Source organism: Halochromatium sp. (assembly GCF_046541315.1).
Lineage (GTDB): Bacteria > Pseudomonadota > Gammaproteobacteria > Chromatiales > Chromatiaceae > Lamprobacter.
Genome location: NZ_JBKHDN010000030.1, coordinates 1 through 19,489 on the forward strand (window position 1 = coordinate 1; position 19,489 = coordinate 19,489).

Sequence of the window (19,489 nt, forward strand, 5' to 3'; positions counted from 1 at the left end):
GTGCGCGGATCATCGGCCTCGTGCAGCACGCGGCGATTGAAGGCCAGCCAGGTCAGCTCGCGGTTGAGGTAGAGTGCGGGGTCGTCCAGGTCCGGCTCTGGGTTGACGGCCGGCGCATCGGTGTCGACCGATTCGAGATCGGCCTCGTCGTCGTCCTCGACGTTGGGGTGGTGTGCGCTGGCATCGTTCATGAGTGGGCTTCCGTGGTGAGCACGTCGATCAACAGGGACAAATCTTCTCATCCATTATCCTAACAGGGCTCGGCGGTCATGGTCCGTGATGCTGAAACCGGGCCGCCGTCGCTGGGCACTATCTTGGTCTGATTCGAGACGTTGCGATGTCCCCTTCATGCGTTGACACCCTCTACGCGAGCGCCGACGCGCCCCGCGGCGATTTCGTCTTCGACGAGCGCGTCGCGCGCGTGTTCGCCGACATGCTCGCGCGCTCGGTGCCCGGCTTGGCCGAGCTGGTGCGCCTGATCGGCCTGCTCGGCGCCCGCCTCGTACAGCCGGGGACGCGCGTCTACGATCTGGGCTGCTCGCTTGGTGCCAGCAGCGCCAGCATCCTCGCCCGGCTGCCGCCGACCCTGGACGACGAGGACGCCGCCATCCGTATCTATGCCGTCGACCAGGCGCCCGCGATGCTCGATGGGCTGCGGCTGCGGCTCGACGAGGCGATCCGGCGCGGTCGATTGCAGCCGATCTGCGCCGATCTGGCCGATGTCGTCATCGCCGATGCCAGCCTGGTGGTGCTGAACCTGACGCTGCAATTCCTCGCCCCCGAGCAGCGCCTGCCATTGTTGCGGCGCATCCGGGCCGGACTGCGACCGGGCGGGGCGCTGCTCCTGGCCGAGAAGGTCGCCTTGAGCGAGGACGATGGACTCTTGACCCGGGTGCATGCCGACTTCAAGGCCGCGCAGGGCTACAGCCAGCTCGAGATCGCGCGCAAGCGCGCGGCCTTGGAGCAGGTGTTGATCCCGGAGAGCAGGCGGACGCATCGGGACCGCTTGCGGGAGGCCGGCTTCACGCGCATCGAGCCCTTCTTCCAATGCCTGAGCTTCGTCGGTTGGATCGCGCGCTGATGCTCATCGAACAGGCCCTCAGCCACCGCTTCGCCGGCTTCTTCGAGGCCTTGCGCGCAACCCCGCTCGCCGCTTGGGCTCCGGCCTTGGAGCGTCGCACTGCGCAACGGCTGCGGCCGGATCGGCATGGCGATCTCGGCACCTGGGTCGCGGCCCTGGAGCGGCTGCCGGCGCTGCCGGCGGAGCGGGTGACGCTGGACCGGCCCTGCGTCGGCGTTGCGCGCGCGCAACCACTGCCGGCGGCGCTGAGGACCCAGCTCCAGCAGGCGCTGGAGTCGTTGCAGCCCTGGCGCAAGGGGCCGTTCTGCCTGCACGGGGTCGAACTCGATGCCGAGTGGCGCTCGGACTGGAAGTGGGCACGGCTGGCCGGGGCCATCGCGCCCCTGGGCGGGCGGCGGGTGCTCGATGTCGGCTGCGGCAATGGTTATTATGGCTTTCGCGCGCTCGGCGCTGGCGCCGACCTGGTGCTCGGTATCGATCCGACGCCGCGTTTCGTGCTCCAGTTCCTCGCCCTCAATCGGCTCATCGGCGCCGAACGGCTGGCCGTGCTGCCGCTCGCCGATGATGACCTGCCGGGCCTCTGCCAGGCCGCCGCCGGCGGTTTCGACACCCTCTTCTCGATGGGCGTGCTCTATCATCGCCGCGATCCCACCCAACACTTGGCACGCTTGCGCGACTGCCTCCGCCCGGGTGGAGAGCTGGTCCTGGAGACGCTGGTGATCGATCGCCCGGAGTCGTTCGAACAAGCGCCTTGCAAGGGTGCGGCCGCGAACCGCGAGCGAGCCAGTGGCGATCGGCCAGGAACGCCCCAGACCCTGATCCCGGCTGGGCGCTATGCGCGGATGCGCAATGTCCACGCGATCCCGAGCGTCGCCACCCTGATGGACTGGATCGCGGCGGCCGGTTACCGTGAGATCCGGTTGGTCGATCTGTCCCGCACCACCACGCAAGAGCAACGCGCGACGCCTTGGATGCGCTTTCAGTCGTTGGCCGATTTTCTCGATCCGCGGGATCCGAATCTCACCGTCGAGGGCCATCCAGCGCCGGTGCGCGCACTCCTGCTCGCCGAGCGCGCCCGCTGAGGGTGCGCTGCCAGCGACCCGTTCCGCGGCCGGTTCGTGCCCGCTCGCTGCGCTTCATCGTTGTCATTGCCCCGGCACGCCACGACACTTAAGGGCAATCCCTCCCCGTTAGTCTGTCTTGAGAACCCCGCGTGAGACGCCTTTTCACATTGTTGCTGCCCATCCTCATCCTCGCCATGGGTGTCGGTGCCTTCCTCATCCTAAAGTCGACCAAGCCCGAGCAAGCTTCGCCCACGGTGCAAGAGCGGATCTGGCGAGTCGAGGTCGAGCCGGTCGAGCGCATCACCGCCGCGCCCCAGCTCGAACTGTACGGCCGGGTCGAGACCCCGGATCTGCTGCGCGCGGCCGCCTCGGCGGCGGCCTGGGTGACCGAGGTGCGGGTACAGGACGGGGATGCGGTCGCCGAGGGCGAGCTGTTGCTGCGTCTCGACGAGCGCGATTTCCGTCCGCGCATCGCCCAGGCCGAGGCCGAGATCGCCGATCTCGAAGCGCAAATCGACAGCGAGAAGAACCGCGTCGAGACCGATCGCCGCGCGCTTGAGCAAGAGCGGCGCCTGCTGCAACTGGCGCGGGACGCGGTGGCGCGGCAACAACGCCTGAGGACGCAGCAGGTCGGCGCCGAACAGGCCCTGGACGATGCCAAGCGCACCGAGGCCCAGCAGCAACTGGCGGTCACCAACCGCGAGATGGGGATCGCCGACCATCCGAGCCGGTTGCGTGGGCTTGAGGCGCGGCTCGCCAGCGCCGAGGCGCGACTGGCGGAACTGCGGCTCGAACTCGAGCGCGCGCGGATCCGCGCGCCCCAAGCCGGCATCGTCACCGGCGTCGAGGTGACCGAGGGCGATCAGGTCAGCCAGGGCGAGGTGCTGGTGCGTCTCTATGCCACCGACAGCCTGGAGGTTCGGGCGCGGGTGCCGGCGCCCTATCAGGACGAGCTGATCGCGGCGGTCACCGAAGGCGTGGCGCTGAGGGCGAGCGCGATGGTCGGCGGCGAGGCCCTGAGATTGCGCTTTGACCGGTTAGCGGGGGAGGCCGACCCCAGCGGGGTCGATGCCTTGTTCGAGGTCGCGGGCGAGCCGGGCCTGGTGCGCTTGGGCCAGCTCTTGAGCCTGACCCTGGAACGGCCGAACCGCGAGGCGCTGGTCGAGGTTCCGTTCCGCGCCGTCTATGGCAGCGGTCGCCTCTATGTGGTCGAGGATGGGCGCATGCGCGGTCTCGATGTCGAGACGCTGGGCACCCGCCTCGGCGCGCATGGCGAGGAACGGCTGTTGGTGCGTTCCGATGAACTCGAGCCGGGGGATGCGCTGGTGACCACCCACATGCCGAATGCGGTCGAGGGGCTGCGGGTCGAGATCATCGGTGCCGAGGCCGCCGATGCCGATGCGGACCCCGATTCCGCTGAGGCCCCCGATGCCGCTGGAGAGACCGCCGGAGAAACCGCTGGAGAAGATGGTCGATGAAACGGCTCGAACAACACCGCACCGACATCATCGGCCTGTTTGCCCACCACAAGGTCGCGGCGAACCTGCTGATGGTGATTATGCTGCTGACCGGCGTCTTCGCGCTGGATCGGCTCAATGTGCAGTTCTTCCCGACCTTCGAGCTGGATATCGTCTCGGTGCGCGTGGTCTGGTCCGGTGCCAGCGCCGAGGATATCGAGGACGGCATCACCGACCCGCTCGAACAGCGCCTGCGCACTGTCGACGGGCTCGACAAGATGACCTCGACCTCCAGTCAGGGCGTCTCGGCGATCACCCTCGAGTTCAAGGAGGGCGTCGATCCGCTGTTGGCCCTGGATGAGGTCCGGCGAGCGGTGGATGAGTTCCGCAACTTCCCGCAGGATGCCGAGAAGCCGGAGGTCGCGCTGGCGACGCGCTATGAGCAGGTCGCGCGGCTGCTGATCACCGGGCTCCAGAATCGTGACGAGATGCGTCGGCTCGCCCGCCGCTTCGAGACCGAGCTGCTCGAGCGCGGTCTCGATCAGGTGCAGATCAACGGCCTACCGGAGGAGGAGATCCGCATCCAAGTCGATCACGACGCCCTCGAACAGCTCGACACCGGTTTGCGCGAGATCGGCCAGCGCGTCAGCGATTTCAGCCTGGATCTGCCCGCCGGTTCGATCGGCCGCGATGAAGGCTCGCGCGAGCTGCGCAGCCTGGACAAGCGCCGCGAAGCCTTGGGGTTTGAACAGATTCCGATCCGCGCCGACCAACAGCTGCGGGTCGAACTCGGCGATGTGGCCAACATCGAGCGGGTGCCGCGCGATCGCTCGGTGCTGCTCACGGTCGATGGAGAGCCGGCGATCGAAATGGTGCTGCAACGCAGCGAGCGCGGCGACACCCTGGAGGCCGCGCGCGCCTTCAGCCAATGGCTGGAAGAGACGCGCCAGAGTCTACCGCCCGGCATCGAGATCAGCGTCTACGATGCCTCCTGGGAACTGGTGCGCGATCGCATCATGCTGCTGGTGACCAATGGTCTCGGCGGGCTGGTGCTGGTGGTGGCGATCCTCTATCTGTTCCTCACCGGTCGGGTCGCCTTCTGGGTCGCCTGGGGGATCCCGGTCTCCTTCGCCGCGACGCTGTTCATCCTCTACCTGGTCGGCGGCAGCATCAACATGATCAGCCTGTTCGCGCTGATCATGGCGCTCGGCATCATCGTCGACGACGCCATCGTCGTCGGCGAGGACGCGATGGCGCACTACCAGATGGGCGAAGACCCCTTGCTGGCGGCCGAGGGCGGCGCGCGGCGCATGCTGGCCCCGGTCATCGCCTCATCGCTCACCACCATCGCTGCATTCCTGCCGCTGATCCTGGTCGGCGGGCGCATCGGCAACATCCTTGGCGACATCCCGATCGTGATCATCTGCGTCATCCTGGCCTCGTTGGTCGAGAGCTTCCTGGTGCTGCCGGGGCATCTGCGCAACGCCTTCGTGCATACGCACGAGATCAAGCCGAATTCGCTGCGCGCTCGGCTCGACCGCGGCTTCGAGTGGTTCCGCGAGCGTGCCTTCCGGCCACTGGTGATCGTCGCGGTGCGCCAGCGTTTTGCGACCGTCGCCGCCGCCATTGCCCTCTTGACCGTCGCCATCGGGCTGCTCGCGGGCGGTCGCTTTGGCTTCGTCTTCTTCCCGACGCCCGAGGCGCAAATCATCAATGCCAACGTGACCTTCGCCGCCGGCACGCCGCGCGCGCGCGTCGATCGGTTCCTGGCGCACCTGGAGGAGACGCTGGCCGAGACCGAGCAGGCACTCGATCAAGGCCCGTTGATCAACGTCGTCCTGGCCTTTCACGGTTCCAAGAGCGGCGCCGGCAGTGGCTCCGCCGCCGATCAGCTCGGTTCGCTGCAGATCGAGCTGGTCGAGCCCGATCTGCGCGCTGTGCGCAATAACGAGCTGATCCGGGCTTGGCGCGCACGCATCGACAGACCGGCGGGGCTGGAGTCGCTGAACATCACCGCGCGCCGGGTCGGCCCGCCTGGGCGGGATCTGACCATCCGGCTGACCGGCGCCTCGGCGGAGCAGCTCAAACGCGCTGCGCTGACGCTGTCCGAGACCCTGACCGGTATCGACGGCGTGCTCGAGGTCGAGGACGACATGCCCTATGGGCGGGAGCAGTTGATCTATCGACTGACGCCGGTCGGCGAGGCGCTGGGGCTGACCGTGTCCGAGCTTGGGCGCCAACTGCGCACCGCCTTCGATGGCCAACTGGTGCAGATCCTTCAGGATGGCGCCGACGAGGTCGAGGTCCGGGTCATGCTGCCCGCCGCCGAGCGAGGCACCCTGGCGAGCCTGTATCGGCTCAATGTGCGCACCCCGGCGGGCGATTCGGTGCCGCTGACGGCGGTGGCGGAGTGGACGTCGCGGCGTGGCTTCGAGGTCCTCCGGCATGCCGAGGGCAAGCTCGCGGTCGAGGTCAGCGCCGATGTCGATGCCAATGTGACCACCGTTGGCGAGGTCATCGCGGGCCTCGAGGACGGCACCCTGGAACAGCTCCAACGCGACTACGGCATCGATTATTCGTTCGAGGGCCGCTCGGCCGACCAGCGCGATACCCTGTCCGACATGCGCAAGGGCCTGGTGCTCGGGCTGATCCTGATCTACCTGATCCTGGCCTGGGTGTTTTCCTCTTACGGCTGGCCGCTGGTGGTGATGGCGGTGATCCCGTTCGGCCTCACCGGCGCCTTGTTCGGGCACTGGATCATGGGCATCGATCTGACCATCCTGTCGCTGTTCGGGATGTTCGGCCTCTCCGGGATCGTCGTCAACGACTCGATCATCCTGGTCAGCTTCTACCAGCAGCTGCGCGGCGAGGGGCTGTCGATCCAGCAGGCGTTGATCGAGGCCGCCAGCCAGCGCCTACGGGCGGTGCTGCTGACCTCGCTGACCACGATCGCCGGACTCATGCCGCTGTTGTTCGAGACCTCCTATCAGGCGCAGTTCCTGATCCCGATGGCGACCTCGATGGCCTTCGGCCTCGGCTTCGCGACGCTGCTGATCCTGCTGGTGATCCCGGCGCTGCTGTCGTTGCACGAGAGCGCGCATGGGCGACTGCGGCAATGGTGGCGGCCTACAACAACGGAACCATTAAAAGCGCGACCACATTGATGAGCTTGATCATCGGATTCACCGCCGGACCCGCCGAATCCTTGCAGGGGTCGCCGACGCTATCGCCGGTCACCGCGCCCGCGTAGGCCTTGCCGCCCTTGCCGCCAAGATGACCGGCTTCGATATATTGCTTGGCATTGTCCCAGGCGCCGCCACCGACGGTCATCGAGATGGCGACGAACAGGCCGGTGATGATGGTGCCAATCAAGAGACCACCGAGGGCCAAGGCACCGGCATCGCCGCCCATCAACCATTGCATGCCAAAGCCGAGCGCCAAGGGCACCGCCACCGGCAGCAAGGACGGAATCAGCATCTCCTTGATCGTCGCCGTGCCGAGCAGCGCCAGCAGGCGCGAGGCATCCGGCGTTTGCGGATGATCGCCGCCGGGCACCGCGCGCCCTTGCCGAGGCGCCTCCTCGACGAGACGCATCGCCGTGCGAGCGACCGCTTCCATGGCCATGGCGCTGAACAAATACGACACCAAGCCGCCGATGAAGAGGCCGATCAACACCGCTGGGTCGTCCAGGGTGAACGCCAGGCGCCTGCCCTCGGCCATCAGACCATGGGTGAAATCGGCAAACAGCACCAGCGCCACCAGCGCCACCGAACCGATCGCAAAGCCTTTGGCCATGGCCTTGGTGCTGTTACCGACGGCATCGAGCGCGGCGGCGATCGCGCGCACCGATTCATCCATCTCGGCTTGCTCGGCGATCCCGGCGGCGTTATCGGCGATCGACCCAAAGCTATTCAAGGCCAGAATGATGCCGGTCATCGAGAGCATCGTGGTCGCGGCGATGGCGAGACCGTAGACGCCGGCCATCGCGTGCGCCGCCCAGATCGCCGCGCACATCACTAATGCCGGCGCCGCCGTCGCCCGCATCGAGACCCCCAGGCCGGCGATGACATTGGCCGCATGCCCCATGCTCGAGGCCTTGGCGATGCCGCGCACCGGCGCATAGTCGGTGCCGGTATAGTATTCGCTGATCACCGTCATCAGTCCCGTCAGCGCCAGACCGACCGCAGCCGCGCCCAGCACGCCCCAGCGGCTGAATTCGGCATCTGCGGTCGACAGCGCGACGCTCGCGGGCAGGTACAGCCAGGTCACCGGCACGAAGAGGATGAAGGCGAGCACCCCGGATGCCGTCGTCCCCTTGTAGAGCGCGCTCATGCTCCCGCTGTCATCGGGCTCGATCTTGACGAAATAGATCCCGACCACCGAGGCGAGGACGGACACGCCGCCAAGCACCAAGGGATAGACGATCGCGCTCGCGGCCTCGGCGCCGAGCAGCAGGCCACCGAGCAGCATGCCGGCGACGAGGGTGAGGACATAGGTCTCGAAGAGATCGGCGGCCATTGCCACGCTGTCGCCGATCTGATCGCCGACCATGTCGGCAATGGCCAGCGCATGCGGCATGTCGTCCGCGCCCCGGTCAGCCGTGTCCTTGCCGATGATCACGGCGCCGACATCCGCGCCCTTACTGAAGATGCCGCCGCCGAGCCGGGCGAAGATCGAGTTCAATGAGCCACCAAGGGCGAGTCCGAGCAGGGCGTGCAACGCCCGCATCTGTCCTGGCATGTCGCCGGGATCGGATGGCGCCAACATCAGGTAGTAACCGGCCACGCCGAGCAGCGCGAGCCCGACCACCAACAGGCCGACGATCGCGCCACCGCGCAAGGCGACCTGCAACGCCGGTTCGAGGCCTTGGCGCGCGGCCTCGGCCGTGCGCAGGTTGGCGCGCACCGCGACCAGCATCCCCAGATAGCCCGCCAGGATCGACAACAGGGCACCGATCAGGAAACCGATGCCCGTCTCGATCCCGAGCCAATGCGAGAGGCCGACCATCATCAACGCGCCGACCACCACGACCGCGAAGTATTGGCGGCGGAGCGAAGCGGCGGCGCCCGCCTGAATGGCCTTGGCGATCTCTCGCATGCGGGCGCTACCGGTTGGCCGGGAGAGCATCCAGCGCAGCAGGATCAGCCCATGGCCAAGGACCAGGATCGCGCACAGCAGCGCGAAGATCAGACCAAGCGACATGGGCGGCGCCTCCTGAGCGAAGACCGACTCAGAACCAGGTGTAGGAGATCGTCACCCCGGCCATCACGATCGCCACGATACTCATCAGCTTGATCAGGATATTCAGACTCGGTCCCGAGGTGTCCTTGAAGGGGTCGCCGATGGTATCGCCGATCACCGAGGCACGGTGCGCCGCCGACCCCTTGCCGCCGTGATGACCGGCCTCGATGTGCTTCTTGGCATTATCCCAGGCGCCGCCGGCATTCGACAGGAACACCGCGAGCACGAAGCCGGTCGACAAGCCGCCGGCGAGCAGGCTAATGACGCCGGCGACGCCGAACAGCAGGCCGACCAGCACCGGCACGGCGATCGCGATCAGCGCGGGGATCGCCATCTCGCGCTGCGCGCCCACGGTCGAGATCGCCACGCAGCGCTCGTAATCGGGCTCCGAGGTGCCCTTGAGGATGCCGGGGTTCTCGCGGAACTGACGCCGCACCTCCTCGACCATGGTCTGCGCCGCCCGGCCCACCGCCTGCACCGTCAGTCCGCTGAAGGTGAAGGCGACCATCGCGCCGAGGAACAGGGTGATCAGCACCGCCGGATTCAGCAAGGTCACGTTGTAGTAGGCCATGAAGTCGAGCAGGGTCGCGTCTGCGGTGGCCACGCTGATCTCGCGGCCGACGTCGAGCGCGGTCTGACCCGCCTTGATCAGCTCGATCCGAATCACCTCGATATAGGAGGCGATCAAGGCCAGCGCGGTCAGCGCCGCCGAGCCGATCGCGAAGCCCTTGCCGGTGGCCGCGGTGGTGTTGCCGAGCGAGTCGAGCGCATCGGTGCGTTCGCGCACCTCCGGCCCCAAACCGCTCATCTCGGCGTTCCCGCCGGCGTTATCGGCGATCGGTCCATAGGCATCGCTCGCCAGCGTGATGCCGAGGGTCGAGAGCATGCCGACCGCCGCGATCGCGATGCCATAGAGCCCTTGGCCCATCTGCGCCGGATCGAAGCCCGAGGCGAACAGGTAGGCGAGCATGGTGCCGGTGGAAACCGCCAACACCGGGATCACGGTCGAGAGCATGCCGACACCGATACCGGCGATGATGGTGGTCGCCGCGCCGCTCTCGGCGGCCGCGGCGATGCCGCGCGTCGGCTTGAACGAGGGCGAGGTCGAATACTCGGTCGAGCGCCCGATGATCAAGCCCGTCACCAGGCCGGCGACCACCGCGCCCCAGATGCCCCAGGGGTTGTCGATGCCGAGCAGCCAGAGCACCGCCGCCGAGGCCACCACGATCAATGCCGCGCTGGTGTTGATGCCCTTCGACAGCGCTCCGAGCAGTTCCTTCTGATCGGCGCCCTCGCGGGTCTTGACCAGGAACACGCCGAGCACCGAGAGCATGATGCCGATGCCGGCGATCGCCATCGGCGCCGCGATCGCCTTCATCTGCATCGCCGGATCGGCGACGAAGGCCGCCGCGCCGAGCGCCGCGGCGGCGAGGATGGAGCCGCAGTAGGACTCGAACAGGTCGGCGCCCATGCCGGCCACGTCGCCGACGTTATCGCCGACGTTATCGGCGATCACCGCCGGATTGCGCGGGTCGTCCTCGGGGATACCGGCCTCGACCTTGCCCACCAGATCCGCGCCGACATCGGCGGCCTTGGTGTAGATGCCGCCGCCGACGCGCGCGAACAGCGCTTGCAGCGAGGCGCCCATGCTGAAGGTCAGCACGGTGGTGGTGACCAGCACCAGATAGGCGCCCTCGGCCGGATCGCCGGGCGTGAACAGATCGATGAGCACGAACCAGAACGCCAGATTGCCCAAGCCCAAGCCGACCACGACCAGGCCCATCACCGCGCCGCTGCGAAAGGCGACGTTGAGCGCGCCGGCCAGCGAGCTTCTCGCCGCGGCCGTGGTTCGCGTCGAGGCCAGGGTCGCGGTCTGCATGCCGAAATATCCGGCCAGCGCGGAGAAGAAGCCGCCGCAGAGGAAGGTGACCGGCAGCCAGGGATTCTGCACCTCGAGTCCATAGGCCAGATAGGAGAACAGGCCTGCGACCAGCGCGAAGACCACCAGCATGATCTTGTACTGCTGGCGCAGATAGGCCATGGCGCCCTTGCGGACATGGGCGCCGATCTCGCGCATGGTGTCGGTGCCTTCGTCCTGGACGCGCATCTCGTTGAAGAAGCGCCAGGCGAAATAGAACGCGAACAGGGAAGCGAGCGGAGCGAGCCAAAAGATGGGTTCGTTCATGGTTCGACATCTACCGTGATAAAGGGCCGCGCGCGGACAATGGCACGGCAAGATTCAGGGTGGCAAGCAACGGCCGCTGGCGCGACGCCGCCGCGTGGTCGGTCGGGCGACGGTTGTCGCGCCGCGCTCAATCGAAATGGGCAATCTGCGCCGAGCGCCACCAATCATAATGAGTGGACTGCAACGCCTCGCGGCTCGGGAAGGGGTAGTAGGCGAAATCCTCGTGATCGCCGACGTAGAAGCCGGTCCGCACCATGCGATAGAACACCCCGTCGCGCACATGCTTGAGCACCAGCTTGCTGTCCTTGGTGTTGGTGTTGAAATCCGCCAGCACATCGCGCAGATGCCCGATGTAGCGATAGGGCAGGTCGTCGGCCTTGCCATTGAGCGGATCATCGGCGAGTTCGCCGAGTTCGAGGTCCGAGAAGACGATGCGCGGCAGATGCACCGGATGCTGCGGATCGGTGATCGAACGGCAGAACGCCTGCGGTTCGAGCCGGCTCGCCACCAGCGGACTCTTCGGGCAGAACTCTTGATAGAGATGCAGCGGATGCTCGCTGTCCGGGGAATAGGGCGCGCGCTCAAGCTCCAGCGTGCGGCCGTCATCGGTCACCAGATAGAGGTTGCCGATGGCTGAGATCGGAATCTGCGCCAGCACATTGTAGATCCCCAGATAGACCGACGACTTCGGCGCCCCATCCGGCTGGGTGACGCAGCGCTCATCGGCCAGCGAGTAGGGGAAATCCCCGGAGCGGAAGCTCGGGTCGAGTTCGAAGAAGATCGCCTCGCCGAACACGCGTCCACTCCTTCCCACCGCGTAGTAAGCGCCAAACTCCTTCGGCTCCAGCATGGAGGCGATCAGCGCCTCCGGGATCAAGGATAGATAGAGATGGTAATCGCTCATGCGCGCACTCCTGACCGGTCGCAGCAAGAAATCGGCTGCCGCGCGCGGCGGTCGCGGCAACCATGAGAGGGGTAAGCAGCGGCGAAACCGCGCTCAGAGCTCGAACGGCTCGAGTTTCTTCGCCACCGGCGCGTTCTTCAGCGTCACGAAGCGCGGCAGCCCGTTGTCGAACGGCGGATAGTCCTCGCCCTGGATCAGCGGCAGCAGGTAGGCCTTGCAGGCAGGCGTGATGCCGAAACCGTCCTCGGTGATGAAGTCGCGCGGCATGAACTTCTCGACGTTCGCCACCTCTGACAGCGGCGCCTTGCCGACCTGCCATTGATAGGGCTCGGCGCTGACCCGATCGATCGTCGGCATGATCGCGTTCTCGCCGGCCAGTGCCAGCTCGACCCCCGCACGGCCGGTCGCATAGGCCTGCTCGACATCGGTCTTCGAGGCCAGATGACGCGCGGCTCGCTGCAGATAATCGGCCACCGCCCAGTGGAACTTGTAGCCAAGCTGCTCCTTGACCAGATTGGCGACCACCGGGGCGGCGCCACCAAGCTGGGCATGACCGAACGCATCGCGCGTGCCCTGCTCGGCGAGGAAGCGTCCATCGGGATATTTGGCGCCCTCGGACACCACGATGGTGCAGAAGCCGTGCGCGTCGACCATCGCCTTGACCTTGGCCAGGAAACGCTCCTGATCGAACTCGATCTCCGGGAACAGCACCAGCACCGGCATGCCCTGATCCTCGATCAGCCCGCCGGCGGCGGCGATCCAGCCGGCGTGACGGCCCATCACCTCGAGCACGAAGACCTTGGTCGAGGTCTTCGCCATCGAGCGGACATCGAAGCTGGCCTCGAGCGCCGAGGTGGCGATGTACTTGGCCACCGAGCCGAAGCCGGGGCAGTTGTCGGTGATCGGCAGATCGTTATCGACCGTCTTTGGCACATGGATCGCCTGCACCGGATAGCCCAGGGTCTCCGAGAGCTGGCTGACCTTGTAGCAGGTATCGGCCGAATCGCCGCCGCCGTTGTAGAAGAAGTAGCCGATGTCGTGGGCCTTGAAGACCTCGATCAGGCGCTCGTACTCGCGCTTGTTCGCCTCCAGGCTCTTGAGCTTGTAGCGACAGGAACCGAAGGCGCCGGACGGCGTGTAGCGCAAGGCGGCGATGGCGTCATCGGATTCTTGACTGGTGTCGATCAGATCCTCGGTGAGCGCGCCGATGATGCCGTTGCGCCCGGCATAGACGTTGGCGATCTGGTCCGGATGCTGGCGCGCGGTCTCGATCACGCCGCAGGCGGAGGCGTTGATTACGGCGGTGACACCGCCCGATTGGGCGTAGAAGGCGTTCTTCGCGGTCATGGGAGTCCTCTCTCGTCAAGGCGTTATCGAAGTCAGCGAACCTGGGCATGCGCTGGCACGGGATCGTACCGGTTTCAGCCGCCGCGCGTCTGTCGCGGCGCGCATCGATCGATCCCAACCAACCTATCCGTCGCGGCTCATTCGGGCTATGCTATGCGGTTTTTATCCCGCGCGGTACCTATGCCGCGACCTCATCGAGCTTGAGCCCGGAGACTGATTATGGACCTACAGCGCGTCCCACGTGGAGACAATATTCCAAACGAGATCAACGTCATCATCGAGATCCCGTCGCACTCGGAGCCGGTCAAGTACGAGATGGACAAGGGCACCGGCGCGATGTTCGTCGATCGCTTCATGTCGACGGCGATGCATTATCCCTGCAACTATGGCTATGTGCCGCATACTTTATCGTCCGACGGCGATCCGGTGGATGTGATGGTGGTGACGCCCTACCCGTTGATCTCGGGCTCGGTGATCCAGTGCCGGCCGATCGGGGTGCTGAAGATGACCGATGAGTCGGGCGATGATGCCAAGATCCTGGCGCTGCCGGTCGATAAGCTGTTCAAGGGCTATCGCAACATCGAGAGCTTCCGCGACATGCCCCCGCATCTGCTCGATCAGATCGCCCACTTCTTCGAGCACTACAAGGATCTCGACGAGGGCAAGTGGGTCCGCGTCGGGGGCTGGGGCGGGCGCGAGGAGGCCCGTGCCGAGATCATGGCCAGCGTCGAGATGTTCGAGGCCGAGCCGGATAAGCCGCATTTCTAAGCGTCGGTATCGACCAACGGCGCTCACCTCGGGGCACCTGTCGATGGATCCTGTCTAGGTGTCCCAGATCACGTTCTTGTGCTCGCGCGCGGCGGTTTCGAGCAGATCGATCAAGGGCAGCGCCCGGTGCTTGAGACTGACGCTCTGGGCGCGGGCGTCCTCGTCGTGCTTCCCGGGCTCCGGATCGAGCGGTGCCTCTGGATTCGCCTCCACGGCGGTCTTGAGTCGCTCGAGTGCGGCCGGGATGTCCTCGGCGAGAAGCGCGCCAGGCACCGCGCCGCTATGGCCCATCATCCGGATCAGCGCCTTGGCGACGTCGCCGAAGAGGGTGATGTCGGCATGGACCGGGGTCTTGAAGGTGATCAGCATTGAGATTCTCGGTTGATGAAGGCAAGAGGAGCTTGCGCCAGAGTTCGATTCAGTAACTTGCGGAGCTGGCTCGTGCGCGCTATGCTTCGCCGATTAACCTGACAAGAGAGCCGATTCGGAGCAGGCAGGCCATGAGAGAAGGCATCCATCCAGAATATCAGGACGTTAAAGTCCTGTGCAGTTGTGGGAACACATTCAACACGCGCTCGACGCTGAAGGACGAACTGCATGTCGAGGTCTGTTCCGCGTGCCATCCGTTCTACACCGGCAAGCAGAAGATCCTCGACACCGGCGGACGGGTCGATAAGTTCCGTCGCAAATACGGTCGCCGAAGCGCCGCTTAGAGAGCCGCTGCGCTCGACATCGATCGCGCCGCTGGCCGCGAGGGGCGGCGCGCTGTGTACACCTCCGGCGCCGCCGTGCCCGTGCGCGCTCGATTCGGCGCTGAAAACGCCAACGGAGCGCCATCCATGTCCACTCATCAACAGCCCGACGCCGACGCCGATCTGAACGCCGCCGCGCTCGTTTATCACGAGACGCCAAGGCCGGGAAAGACCGGCATCGAGATCACCAAGGCGGCGGCCACGCAACGCGACCTCTCGCTCGCCTACACGCCCGGTGTCGCCGAGCCGGTGCGGCGCATCCATGCCAACCCGGAGGATGCCTACCGCTATACCAATCGCGGTAACCTGGTCGCGGTGATCACCGATGGCACGGCGGTGCTCGGGCTCGGTAACGTCGGCGCCCTCGCCGGCAAGCCGGTGATGGAGGGCAAGGCGGTGCTGTTCAAGCGCTTCGCCGGCATCGATGTGTTCGATATCGAGGTCGATGCCGAGACGCCGGAGGCCTTCATCGAGACGGTGGCGCGGATCGCGCCGACCTTCGGTGGCATCAACCTCGAAGACCTCGCGGCACCGCATTGCTTCGATATCGAGCAGGCATTGAGCGAGCGTCTCGATATCCCGGTCTTCCACGACGATCAGCATGGCACCGCGATCATCATCGCCGCCGGCCTGTTGAATGCGCTGGAGATGCAGGGCAAGGCGCTGGCCGATGCGCGCATGGTCGTGCTCGGCGCGGGCGCCGCCGGCATCGCCTCGATCAAGCTGCTGATCGAGCTGGGCGCGAACCCAGAGACGATACTGGCCGTCGATCGCCAGGGCGTGATCCATCGCGGGCGCAGCGATCTCAATCGGCACAAGACCGAGATCGCGGTCGAGACCGAGCGGCGCACGCTCGCCGATGCCTTCGTCGACGCCGATGTCTTCATCGGGCTATCGGGGCCGGATCTGGTCAGCACCGAGATGCTCGCGTCGATGGCGCCGCAGCCGGTGGTCTTCGCGCTCTCCAATCCGGTGCCCGAGATCCGTCCCGAGGTGGCGCTGAGGGTGCGCGACGATCTGATCATGGCCACCGGCCGCTCGGACTATCCGAATCAGGTCAATAACGTGCTGGGCTTCCCGTTCATCTTCCGCGGCGCGCTCGATGTGCGCGCCTCGCGCATCAATATGCCGATGTGCATCGCCGCCGTGCATGCGCTCAAGGATCTGACCAAGGAGCCGGTGCCGGCCTCGGTGCTCGCCGCCTATGGCCTCGAGACGCTCAGTCGCGGACCGGACTACATCATCCCCAAGCCCCTCGACCCGCGTTTGCGCGAGGCCGTCTCCTCGGCGGTCGCGCGCGCTGCGGTGGCCAGCGGTGTCGCGCGCGTGGCGGCGGCCGGCACTGACTGAGTTCCCCCAACCGAGCGACGGCACCTTTCGTGCTACCCCGTTTCCTGTAACCGCGCGGATGGCGGCCGTCGACCTCAAGTAGAATCCGATTCGCTCGGAGGCGGGGCCTGTGCATGGCGGCTGTTTGGCCCCAGGGCCGGCTCCTTGGGGATGTCGGCGGCCTGCTGGGCCAGGTCGCTCCAACTTGGTGCAAAATGCCTCCATCCAGTGCAATTGTATCGACCCTTGCAGAGGCCAAGCGCCCTTGGTCGGGCTGACGAGCCTCCACGGCCCTTGCCTGCCTCGAGACCGGGGCTTGGCGTTTGCGAGTGACTGACAGACGGGAGAAACCGCTATGGCCGATCAGACCATCACCGTGACCAACAATGCCACTGGTGAACGCTTCGACTATCCGCTGAAGACGGGGACGCTCGGCCCGGGCGCGCTGGATATCTCCTCGCTGTACCGCGATGCCGGCTTCTTCACCTATGATCCAGGCTTCATGGCCACCGCCAGTTGCCACAGCGCCATCACCTTCATCGATGGCGAGAAGGGCGTGCTGCTCTATCGCGGTTATCCGATCGAGCAGTTGGCGACCAAGGCCAGCTTCCTCGAGGTCTCCTACCTGTTGCTTTATGGCGAGCTGCCGAGCGAGGAAGAGCTGGATCATTTCGAGCATCTGATCACCAGTCATACGATGCTCAACGAGAACCTGAAACGCTTCCTCAGCGGCTTCCATTACGACGCCCACCCGATGGCGATCCTCTGTGGCGTGGTCGGCTCGCTCTCGGCGTTCTATCACGAATCGATCGACGTGCATGATCCACGCTATCGCGAGGTCTCGGCGCATCGGCTGATCGCGAAGATGCCGACCATCGCCGCCGCCGCCTACAAGCATTTCGTCGGCGAGCCGATCATGTATCCGCGCAATGATCTGCGCTATGGCGCGAACTTCCTGCACATGATGTTCGCCACCCCCTGCGAGGATTACGAGCCGGGCCTGCTCGCCGAGAAGGCGCTGAACCTGCTCTTCATCCTGCATGCCGATCATGAGCAGAACGCCAGCACCTCGACCGTGCGCCTGGCCGGCAGCTCGGGCGCCAATCCCTTTGCGTGCATCGCCGCCGGGATCGCCTCGCTCTGGGGGCCGGCGCACGGCGGCGCCAATGAGGCGGTGCTCGACATGCTCGAGGAGATCGGCCATGTCAAGAACGTCGCCAAGTACGTCGACAAGGCCAAGGACAAGGATGATCCATTCCGACTGATGGGCTTTGGGCACCGGGTCTACAAGCATTATGATCCGCGCGCCAAGATCATTCGCGAGGTCTGCCATCAGGTCCTGGAGGAATTTCCCGGGGCCGCGGACAGCCCGCTGCTGGAACTGGCGGTGAAGCTCGAGGAGATTGCGCTCAACGATGAATACTTCGTCGAGCGCAAGCTGTATCCGAACGTCGATTTCTACTCCGGCATCATCTATCGCGCGCTCGGCATCCCGCGCAATATGTTCACGGTGATGTTCGCCGTCGCCCGCACCGTCGGCTGGGTCTCGCACTGGATGGAGATGATGAGCGATCCCGCCAATCGCATCGGGCGCCCGCGCCAGATCTATCACGGGCCGGAGGTCCGCGACTATGTGCCGATCTCGAAACGCTAGCGCGCCCGCGCGCGTTCATGGCCAGAGTTCAGGGCTGTCGGCTTCATGACCTCGGCGCAACGCTCTCGGCCCTCAGCCCAGCGTTGCCTAGTCCAGCGGCTCGGCCTCATGCTCGCTGAGCAGGCGCGCGACGGCTTGGGGGTCGAGGCCGCGCTCCGGGCGTTCCGAGATCGCGCTCAGGGGCGGGCTGCGGCGGGCGTGAGCGGGGAGCACCACCAGTTCGATCGGCACTTCGCCGGCGACGAAGGCGAAGGTCGGATGCGTCTGTCGGCTGCCGTCGGCATAGCGATGTTGGCTATCGCCCGCCTGCCAGGGGATACCCTTGTCGATCAGTCGGAACAGGATTGGGCGGGTATCGTCGGCAAAGAGGTGCAGGCGCACGCCCTGCTCGAGCGATGCCGTGCCCGCGACCGCAGGCCCGACCAGGCGCGGCTCGAACTCGGCGAAGGTCTGCATCGCGGCGAGCGCCTGTTCGCATAGCAGCGTGGTGACCCGATGCTGCGCGCGCGGCTGGAACAGCCGGTATTCCGCCTCCAACGCGGCTTGGATCTCGGCGTTGTCCGGCCAGCAGCGCTTATTACCGATGCCGAGCCGCTCGACGGCCTTGCGCCGGCCATGCTCGAATTCGATCAGCCCGAGTTCGCGCATGATGCGCGCGGCCTCGTGGGCGAGCTGCTGACGCTGGCTGGCGCAGGCGCTGCGGCTCGCAGGTTTCGGATCGCGGTGGTCTGATGCCGAGCCGCTCGCACGCGTGCGGCGACCGAGTCGGCTCCCGTTGCGTCTAGGCATAGGATGCGTTGTCGTTCGGGTAACTGGAAGCACCGGGGGTGCTTTCTGATAAAGTTGGGTTAAGGTCTCAAGAATGCGAGACGTTTAGCGGCCGTTCGCGGCAACGGCGGGGTGCGATGTTCGGATTCGCTCGCCAACCAGCTCCCATGCTCGGCATCGATATCGGCTCGGCGGCGGTCAAGCTGCTCGAACTCGGGCCGGCGGCGGCCAAGCGCGCCCGCAAGGGACGGCAACCCTTGCGGGTCGAGGCGCTGGCGCTCGAGCCGCTGCCACCCAACGCTGTGGTCGAGAAGAAGATCGCCGATGTGGCCCAGGTTGGCCAGGCCATCGCCAGGGCGTTGCGGCGCTCCGGTTCCAGGACCAGGCGGGCGGCGGTTGCGGTGGCCGGTTCAGCGGTCATGACCAGGATCCTCTCGCTCAGTGCCGATCTCTCCGAGGCCGAGATGGAGGCGCAGATCCAGCTCGAATCCGATCAGTATGTCCCCTATCCCCTGGATGAGGTCAACCTCGACTTCGATGTGATCGGCCCCACCCCGGGCGCGCACGACAGGGTGGACGTGTTGCTCGCTGCGTCGCGCCGGGAGCATGTCGACGCTTGCGTCGCCGCGCTCGCGCAGGCCGGGCTGAGCGCGGCGATCGTCGACATCGAGTCGAATGCGGTCGAGACCGCCTGTGGCGCCTTGCGCGCGCGCCTGGAACCGGGAACGTCCCGACTCACTGCGGTTGCCGACATCGGCGCGACCACGACCACGCTCCATGTGCTGCGCGCCGGCCAGAGCATCTATACCCGTGAGCAGAGCCTTGGCGGGCAGCAGTTGATCGCCGAGGCGCGCCGGCACGAGGATCTGACCGGCGACCCCTTGGGCGATCCCTTGGGCGATCGGGCGGGCGATCGGGCGGGCGATTCGTGGCGCGAGC

General features: G+C 66.2%; 16 protein-coding genes. 9 read left to right on the plus strand and 7 right to left on the minus strand.

Translation table 11 applies throughout. From position 1 onward, the window contains the following. A partial coding sequence (locus ACLFQI_RS03690; protein ID WP_410757504.1) for a hypothetical protein occupies positions 1 to 191 on the minus strand: 191 nt, incomplete at its 3' end. Positions 192 to 337: 146 nt separating this feature from the next. Here ACLFQI_RS03690 and cmoA point away from each other — a divergent pair. The 4 genes from cmoA to ACLFQI_RS03710 all read left to right on the plus strand — a co-directional run bounded on the left by cmoA (position 338) and on the right by ACLFQI_RS03710 (position 6,766). Continuing rightward, positions 338 to 1,081: a carboxy-S-adenosyl-L-methionine synthase CmoA gene (gene cmoA, locus ACLFQI_RS03695; RefSeq protein WP_410757506.1), complete on the plus strand. Its 744-nt coding sequence runs from the start codon at positions 338 to 340 to the stop codon at positions 1,079 to 1,081. Further along, positions 1,048 to 2,163, plus strand: a complete 1,116-nt coding sequence (gene cmoB / locus ACLFQI_RS03700) for a tRNA 5-methoxyuridine(34)/uridine 5-oxyacetic acid(34) synthase CmoB (protein ID WP_410757507.1) — start codon at positions 1,048 to 1,050, stop codon at positions 2,161 to 2,163. Before cmoA ends, cmoB begins: the two co-directional genes overlap by 34 nt. A gap of 131 nt (positions 2,164 to 2,294) precedes the next feature. After that, positions 2,295 to 3,623, plus strand: a complete 1,329-nt coding sequence (locus ACLFQI_RS03705) for an efflux RND transporter periplasmic adaptor subunit (RefSeq protein ID WP_410757508.1) — start codon at positions 2,295 to 2,297, stop codon at positions 3,621 to 3,623. Next, positions 3,620 to 6,766 (plus strand): efflux RND transporter permease subunit, encoded by a 3,147-nt coding sequence (locus ACLFQI_RS03710; protein WP_410757509.1) that lies wholly within the window; start codon positions 3,620 to 3,622, stop codon positions 6,764 to 6,766. Before ACLFQI_RS03705 ends, ACLFQI_RS03710 begins: the two co-directional genes overlap by 4 nt. Here ACLFQI_RS03710 and ACLFQI_RS03715 read toward each other — a convergent pair. The 4 genes from ACLFQI_RS03715 to ACLFQI_RS03730 form a co-directional block, all read right to left on the minus strand. Further along, positions 6,729 to 8,804 (minus strand): sodium-translocating pyrophosphatase, encoded by a 2,076-nt coding sequence (locus tag ACLFQI_RS03715; protein ID WP_410757510.1) that lies wholly within the window; start codon positions 8,802 to 8,804, stop codon positions 6,729 to 6,731. The genes ACLFQI_RS03710 and ACLFQI_RS03715 overlap by 38 nt on opposite strands. Before the next feature lie 28 nt (positions 8,805 to 8,832). Continuing rightward, the gene (locus ACLFQI_RS03720; RefSeq protein ID WP_410757511.1) at positions 8,833 to 11,028 is read right to left on the minus strand and encodes a sodium-translocating pyrophosphatase; all 2,196 of its coding nucleotides are present in this window, start codon (positions 11,026 to 11,028) and stop codon (positions 8,833 to 8,835) included. 127 nt (positions 11,029 to 11,155) lie between these two features. After that, entirely contained in the window at positions 11,156 to 11,932 is a 777-nt protein-coding gene (locus tag ACLFQI_RS03725; RefSeq protein WP_410757512.1) for a hypothetical protein, read from the minus strand. A 93-nt stretch (positions 11,933 to 12,025) separates the two neighbouring features. Then, positions 12,026 to 13,279, minus strand: coding sequence for a 6-phosphofructokinase (locus tag ACLFQI_RS03730; RefSeq protein WP_410757513.1), 1,254 nt, complete (start codon positions 13,277 to 13,279; stop codon positions 12,026 to 12,028). A gap of 219 nt (positions 13,280 to 13,498) precedes the next feature. Here ACLFQI_RS03730 and ppa point away from each other — a divergent pair, with 219 nt between their 5' ends. Next, complete coding sequence (ppa, locus tag ACLFQI_RS03735; RefSeq protein ID WP_410757514.1) at positions 13,499 to 14,047, plus strand: inorganic diphosphatase; 549 nt, start codon at positions 13,499 to 13,501, stop codon at positions 14,045 to 14,047. Positions 14,048 to 14,101: 54 nt separating this feature from the next. Here ppa and ACLFQI_RS03740 read toward each other — a convergent pair whose 3' ends face one another. Next, positions 14,102 to 14,416 (minus strand): DUF1840 domain-containing protein, encoded by a 315-nt coding sequence (locus tag ACLFQI_RS03740; RefSeq protein WP_410757515.1) that lies wholly within the window; start codon positions 14,414 to 14,416, stop codon positions 14,102 to 14,104. A 131-nt stretch (positions 14,417 to 14,547) separates the two neighbouring features. On the opposite strand from ACLFQI_RS03740, the gene rpmE reads away from it, so the two are divergent. From rpmE to ACLFQI_RS03755, 3 genes are all read left to right on the plus strand, one after another. Then, positions 14,548 to 14,760, plus strand: a complete 213-nt coding sequence (rpmE, locus tag ACLFQI_RS03745) for a 50S ribosomal protein L31 (protein ID WP_410757516.1) — start codon at positions 14,548 to 14,550, stop codon at positions 14,758 to 14,760. A gap of 126 nt (positions 14,761 to 14,886) precedes the next feature. After that, positions 14,887 to 16,149 carry a malic enzyme-like NAD(P)-binding protein gene (locus ACLFQI_RS03750; protein ID WP_410757517.1) on the plus strand — a complete coding sequence of 421 codons (1,263 nt, stop codon included), beginning with the start codon at positions 14,887 to 14,889 and terminating at the stop codon, positions 16,147 to 16,149. 334 nt (positions 16,150 to 16,483) lie between these two features. Next, a complete protein-coding gene (locus ACLFQI_RS03755) occupies positions 16,484 to 17,782 on the plus strand; it encodes a citrate synthase (RefSeq protein ID WP_410757518.1) in 1,299 nt (432 codons plus the stop codon). 87 nt (positions 17,783 to 17,869) lie between these two features. Here the strand turns inward: ACLFQI_RS03755 and ACLFQI_RS03760 are convergent, their stop codons facing one another. Next, complete coding sequence (locus ACLFQI_RS03760) at positions 17,870 to 18,571, minus strand: hypothetical protein (RefSeq protein WP_410757519.1); 702 nt, start codon at positions 18,569 to 18,571, stop codon at positions 17,870 to 17,872. Between the two features lie 146 nt (positions 18,572 to 18,717). On the opposite strand from ACLFQI_RS03760, the gene pilM reads away from it, so the two are divergent. Next, positions 18,718 to 19,489, plus strand: a 772-nt coding sequence (gene pilM, locus ACLFQI_RS03765) for a type IV pilus assembly protein PilM (protein ID WP_410757520.1), incomplete at its 3' end; no start/stop codon positions are given.

Excerpts from the sequence above, each read along its gene's own strand:
- cmoA (WP_410757506.1), top strand. The coding sequence starts at position 338 with ATGTCCCCTTCATGCGTTGACACCCTCTACGCGAGCGCCGACGCGCCC.
- cmoB (WP_410757507.1), top strand. The coding sequence starts at position 1,048 with ATGCCTGAGCTTCGTCGGTTGGATCGCGCGCTGATGCTCATCGAACAG.
- ACLFQI_RS03710 (WP_410757509.1), top strand. The coding sequence starts at position 3,620 with ATGAAACGGCTCGAACAACACCGCACCGACATCATCGGCCTGTTTGCC.
- ACLFQI_RS03715 (WP_410757510.1), bottom strand. The coding sequence starts at position 8,804 with ATGTCGCTTGGTCTGATCTTCGCGCTGCTGTGCGCGATCCTGGTCCTT.
- ACLFQI_RS03720 (WP_410757511.1), bottom strand. The coding sequence starts at position 11,028 with ATGAACGAACCCATCTTTTGGCTCGCTCCGCTCGCTTCCCTGTTCGCG.
- ACLFQI_RS03725 (WP_410757512.1), bottom strand. The coding sequence starts at position 11,932 with ATGAGCGATTACCATCTCTATCTATCCTTGATCCCGGAGGCGCTGATC.
- ACLFQI_RS03730 (WP_410757513.1), bottom strand. The coding sequence starts at position 13,279 with ATGACCGCGAAGAACGCCTTCTACGCCCAATCGGGCGGTGTCACCGCC.
- ppa (WP_410757514.1), top strand. The coding sequence starts at position 13,499 with ATGGACCTACAGCGCGTCCCACGTGGAGACAATATTCCAAACGAGATC.
- ACLFQI_RS03740 (WP_410757515.1), bottom strand. The coding sequence starts at position 14,416 with ATGCTGATCACCTTCAAGACCCCGGTCCATGCCGACATCACCCTCTTC.
- rpmE (WP_410757516.1), top strand. The coding sequence starts at position 14,548 with ATGAGAGAAGGCATCCATCCAGAATATCAGGACGTTAAAGTCCTGTGC.
- ACLFQI_RS03750 (WP_410757517.1), top strand. The coding sequence starts at position 14,887 with ATGTCCACTCATCAACAGCCCGACGCCGACGCCGATCTGAACGCCGCC.
- ACLFQI_RS03755 (WP_410757518.1), top strand. The coding sequence starts at position 16,484 with ATGGCCGATCAGACCATCACCGTGACCAACAATGCCACTGGTGAACGC.
- ACLFQI_RS03760 (WP_410757519.1), bottom strand. The coding sequence starts at position 18,571 with ATGCCTAGACGCAACGGGAGCCGACTCGGTCGCCGCACGCGTGCGAGC.